The 320-nt window shown below is 65.3% G+C and carries 1 pseudogene; it reads right to left on the bottom strand.

Annotation, left to right across the window (positions count from 1 at the left end):
- A pseudogene (locus ACSNOG_RS33100) lies at positions 1–236 on the bottom strand (2-oxoacid:ferredoxin oxidoreductase subunit beta); the annotation flags it as partial.
- Positions 237–320: the final 84 nt, after the last annotated feature.

The raw sequence follows: 320 nt of genomic DNA, 5'->3' as shown, positions 1-320 counted from the left end.
ATGGAGTGCATCCCGTAGGTGTTCATGTAGTAGGGGAAGCGGGAGGAGCAGCCGATGCCGGAGACGAAGACGATGTTTTCTTTGGCGAGGCCGAGTTGGGGCATGAAGCCCTGGACGGCGGCGAGGATCGCGTAGTCGCCGCAGCCGGGACACCAGCGCACTTCCTGATCGGACTTGAAGTCCTTCGCCGACAGGGCCGCTTCGGCCCGGGGGACGAGGGCGAGGGGCTCAGCCATGGACGGTCTCCTTGAGCACGGTGGCGAGCTGCTCGGCCTTGAACGGCATGCCGCTGACCTGGGTGTACGAGCGGACGTCGACCA

Source organism: Streptomyces sp. URMC 124 (assembly GCF_051386455.1).
In the GTDB taxonomy this organism is placed as follows: Bacteria; Actinomycetota; Actinomycetes; order Streptomycetales; family Streptomycetaceae; genus Streptomyces.
The sequence above is the reverse complement of the archived record's forward strand: the minus strand, read 5'-3'. Positions and strand labels throughout refer to the sequence as shown.